We start from the raw sequence: 4,607 nt of genomic DNA, 5'->3' as shown, positions 1-4,607 counted from the left end.
ATGAGGGAAATCGCGCGGAAGCTGGGCGTTTCCACAAGCACAGTGTCGCGGGCGTTCTCGAAACCGGAGATGGTGCGGCCGGAACTGCGTGAGCGCATCCTGGAGGTGGCCAGGGAGCTGGACTACAAGCCTAACCCTATCGCACGCGCCATGGTCCTTGGCCAATCCGATCTCATTGGACTGGTGGTTCCAGACATCACGAACCCCTTTTTTCCAGCTATCGTGCGAGGCGCGGAGGATGAAGCACGCAAACATGGCCTGAACCTTATCGTCTGCAATAGCGACGGTCATGTGGCCAAAGAGAAGGAGTACCTGCATTCTCTGCATGATCTGACTGTGGCGGGAGTCATCGTGGCTGGTGCCTCCCCGAGAGATGCGTATGTGGCGGAGCTGGCGGTCGGCATTCCCGTAGTTGTCATGGACCGTAGACTCTCCGGATCCCTGGTGTCACAGGTGAGTGCCGACAACTATGGCGGGAGCAAGGCTGTAATCGACTGCCTGGCGGAACTCGGGCACCGCAAACTGCTGTATTTGTCTGGACCTCCAAAGATCTCTACAACTGAAGACAGGCTCAGAGGATTCCGCGACCAGTGCCATCTGCACCATATCAGTTTCGACGTCGTGCGTGCCGGTTTTGACATCGACGACGGCTACGAAGCCATGAAACAGGCCGAGTCCTTGATGGATGGCACGACGGGTGTCGTCTGTGCCAATGACTTGTGTGCATTTGGCGTTCTGGCGAGACTTGCAGAAGTGAGTATCCCGGTGCCGGAAAGAATGTCAGTCACTGGTTTTGACGACATCGCATTTGCGAGGATCTTCAGGCCGTCGTTGACGACGGTGCGACAGCCAACCTATGAGATGGGGCGGCGGGCCGTGAGAGCGATTCTCGACATGAGAGCCGGTCATGTGTCGCGTCAACCGGTGGTTCTCCCGACGGAGCTTGTGGTCAGGGATTCGACTGCGCTTCGGAGTACTTCTGTAGAGCACCTTTCGGCAACTACCCTGTAGTCATGGTTGTATCATTCGGTAGCATCAACATGGACCTCGTTGTCCGCTGCGAGCGTGTGCCAGACCAGGGTGAAACCATTGTCTCGACTGGATGGCTCACGAACCCCGGTGGAAAGGGTGCGAACCAGGCAGTGCAGGCTGCCCGACTGGGAGCGGAGACTTTCCTGGTGGGTCGTGTGGGATCAGACGCTTTTGGGCGGGACGTGATGAATGGGTTGTCGGCCTATGGAGTGGATCTTAACGGCGTCATGGTGGATCCAGTCTTGCCGACAGGAGTTGCGTTCATCCTGGTGGAGACAGGCGGCGAGAATCGCATTGTGGTCGTCCCCGGTGCCAACGGCGCTGTCGGGGTCACCGAACTCAAGACTCTGGAGAAGTTGCTGCGGCCCAGGGTCGTTCTGTTGCTGCAGTGCGAAATCCCATTTGCGATCGTTCTTGAAGCTGCTCGTATAGCGCACCTGAGAGGAGCTACGGTCATCCTTGATCCCTCCCCATGGGAGTCCGTTACGATGAGGCCGACAGTGTTCGCCGACGTGGACTATCTCATGCCGAATGAGGGTGAGACACGTGGGCTCGCCGGAACCAGCGACATCAAAGAGGCCGCAGCAGTCCTTCTGGGTCTGGGCGCACGAACCGTCATCGTGAAACGGGGAGACAAGGGTGCATTTGCGATTGGTGCGTTCGAGAGTCCTGAGGTGCCCGCCTTTTCGGTGGTATCGGTCGATACAACGGCTGCAGGCGATTCTTTCCAGGGAGCGTTTGCTGCCTCGATAGACCTGGGGTTTGACCCCGAGATGGCACTCCGCCGGGCGATGGCTGCGGGTGCGCTTACGGTAACGCGGCCGGGTGCTCAGCAATCGATGCCGGATGAAGTGGAACTCACTGCGTTTCTTGAGTCAAGGCTGCGCACAGGCGACCGAATGCCCAGAGCAGCAGACCTGAAGGACAAAGGAGAAGAGTCGACATGAAGAGAATACTATGCATATTGCTTGCGCTCATGATCATGGGTTTGTCATTTTCCGGTTGCAAGCCGACAGCAACTGGTCCTAAGACCGACAAAGTCGTCTACGTCATCAATGGGGCCCTCGGCGACAATGCATTCTACGACTCCGGCCAGAAGGGTATTGACGCGATCAAGAAGCAGTATGGGGTTCAAACCAGAACGATCGAATGCAACTTCGATGCCGGCAAGTATGAACCCGCGCTGGAAGCCGCTGCACAGTACAGTGACGTCGTGTTCGTTATTTCCTATGCTTTCGAGGACAACTTGAAGGCAATAGCCGACAAGTATCCGAACAAGATCTTCGTCAACATCGACACGATCGTTCAGAACAGCAAGAACACGATAACGTCCGCCAAGTACATTGAGGAAGAGAGCGCGTTCCTCGCGGGTGTCTGTGCCGGTCTTACGACGACGGACATGAGTATCAAGAACATCAACGCCGACAAGATCGTCGGTGTGGTAGCCGCGGGCGACGATCCGGTTACCATGGCGTTTGTAAAGGCCTATAAGGACGGCGTCCACTACATCGATAAGACTATCAAGGTCGAGCGCGTCGTGCTCGCCAGCGTTTGGAACGATCCCGCCAAGGGCAAGGCGGCGGCTATCAGTCTATACGACAAGAAGTGCGATGTGGTATTTCAGGTAGCGGGTGAAACCGGCCTTGGTGTTTTGCAGGCTGCCAAGGAGCGTGGTTTGTACGCGATCGGCGTCGATACGAACCAGAACAACATCGAACCCGGCTATGTCATCGCATCGGATATCAAGGATGTCGGCAAGACCATTGAAGGCATCTACAAGACAATCAGGGATGGTAGCTACAAGCTTGGCCAGGTCATCAAGTATGGACTGAAGAGTGGTAACATCGACCTTGTGACTGACGCGACGGTACAAGTTCTTCCAAAGAGCATTCTGGATCGCATCAGCAAAGTCCGCCAGCAGATCATCGACGGCACGCTCGTCGTCAAGACGTACCAGTAGGACACCTGTTTGTGGTACGTGACGTCCTGATCGACCTGCAGCACATCACCAAGGTGTTTCCCCCGGACACGGTCGCGCTTGCTGACGTGTCGGTATCGTTTGAAGCCGGTGAGATCCACGCACTGGTTGGGGAGAATGGAGCCGGGAAGAGCACGCTTATGAAGGTGTTCTACGGCCTCGAGCGTCGGGACACAGGGGACATCTTCTTCAGAGGCGCCAAGGTTGACTTCAGGACGCCACATGAGGCGATTGCTGCCGGAATAGGCATGGTGCATCAGGAGATCCTGCTTATTCCGGAATACACGGTATGGCAGAATGTCGTTCTGGGCGCCGAGCCCGTCCGAGCCTTCGGGACAATCGACGCTCACAGGGCGCGTGAAGCGGTGCGCCAGAAGATCCAGGAGTTTCAGTTCAACCTGGATCTTGACGCATTCGTAGGGGATATTTCGGTAGCTGCGCGCCAAAAGGTCGAGATTCTCAAACTGCTGTACCGGAATGTCTCCGTGCTTATTCTAGACGAGCCGACGGCAGTTCTGACGCCTCAGGAGATCCCTCAGTTGTTCACCGAGCTGGCTCGTCTCAGAGACAAAGGGCACACGATCATCTTTATTTCCCACCGGCTCGACGAAGTCCTGACCTTGAGCGATCGCGTGACCGTCATGCGGCGCGGCAAGATCGTAGGTACGTCCGCTGCGTCTGAGCTCACGAAAGAGGATCTGGCTCGGCAGATGGTAGGCAGAGAGGTCCTGTTCACATCGCGGCGCCAGCCACAGGAACCCGGAGAGATCGTCTTCCGTGCGCAAGGGCTGAATTGCAGCGACACCGAGCATCGCGCAAGACTGCATGACGCAAACGTCGAAGTGCGTGCCGGCGAGATCGTTGGCGTTGCCGGCGTCGAGGGGAACGGTCAGTTCGAGCTGGTGAACGCAATCATGGGTCTCGCCACAATGACATCGGGGACACTCGAGGTGAATGGCCAAGACATTACGCATGCCGACATCCTGACCAGACGGACTCTGATCTCCTTCGTTCCGCAGGATCGAGGCAAGATGGGTGCCAGTGTCAACGCTTCCGTCCTGGAAGACGCCATCATGACGCATCATATACTTGATCCGGGTTTCAGTACCTGGAGGGGTCTCGGCCTCGACTACCGACGCGCAGCTGCGTTCACTGAGCAGATACGGAAACAGTTTGACGTGAGCATGGGCAGTGCGGGAGATGCGTTCCATTCATTGTCGGGAGGCAACCAGCAGAAGGTGGTTCTCGGTCGCGAGCTGTTGCTGGAAACGCCGTTCGTTCTCATGGACCAGCCGACGCGGGGCCTGGACGTCGGTTCCATCGAATATGTCCATCAGCTGCTCCTGGACCTGCGAAGCAAGAAACGAGCGGTCCTGCTGGTATCGGCCGACCTCGACGAACTCTTCATGGTGGCCGACCGCATCGTCGTCATGTGCCAGGGTGACGTGGTCGCGGACCTTGCAACGGACGCGACGAATCGCGAGGAGGTCGGGTACTACATGCTTGGGGGAAAGGAAGCTGCACATGCGAAAACAGGCTCTTAGCGGGATTCTCGGCGTCCTGGCGGCCTTCGCCATTGGAGCGCTCGTGCTGGCGC

4 protein-coding genes are annotated in these 4,607 nt (G+C 57.2%); all 4 read left to right on the top strand.

Annotated features, from left to right (window positions below; translation table 11 throughout):
- Positions 1–1,011 (top strand): LacI family DNA-binding transcriptional regulator (locus tag SMC5_RS08320; RefSeq protein WP_119120336.1); only part of this gene is annotated, 1,011 nt, incomplete at its 5' end.
- A 2-nt stretch (positions 1,012–1,013) separates the two neighbouring features.
- Positions 1,014–1,979 carry a ribokinase gene (locus SMC5_RS08315; protein ID WP_119120335.1) on the top strand — a complete coding sequence of 322 codons (966 nt, stop codon included), beginning with the start codon at positions 1,014–1,016 and terminating at the stop codon, positions 1,977–1,979.
- Entirely contained in the window at positions 1,976–2,992 is a 1,017-nt protein-coding gene (locus SMC5_RS08310; protein ID WP_119120334.1) for a BMP family ABC transporter substrate-binding protein, read from the top strand. Before SMC5_RS08315 ends, SMC5_RS08310 begins: the two co-directional genes overlap by 4 nt.
- An 11-nt stretch (positions 2,993–3,003) precedes the next feature.
- Entirely contained in the window at positions 3,004–4,554 is a 1,551-nt protein-coding gene (locus SMC5_RS08305) for an ABC transporter ATP-binding protein (protein ID WP_207799167.1), read from the top strand.
- Positions 4,555–4,607 lie beyond the last annotated feature (53 nt).

Origin of the sequence: Candidatus Cryosericum odellii (assembly GCF_003570935.1) — a bacterium.
In the GTDB taxonomy this organism is placed as follows: domain Bacteria; phylum Caldisericota; class Caldisericia; order Cryosericales; family Cryosericaceae; genus Cryosericum; species Cryosericum odellii.
The sequence above is the reverse complement of the archived record's forward strand: the minus strand, read 5'-3'. Positions and strand labels throughout refer to the sequence as shown.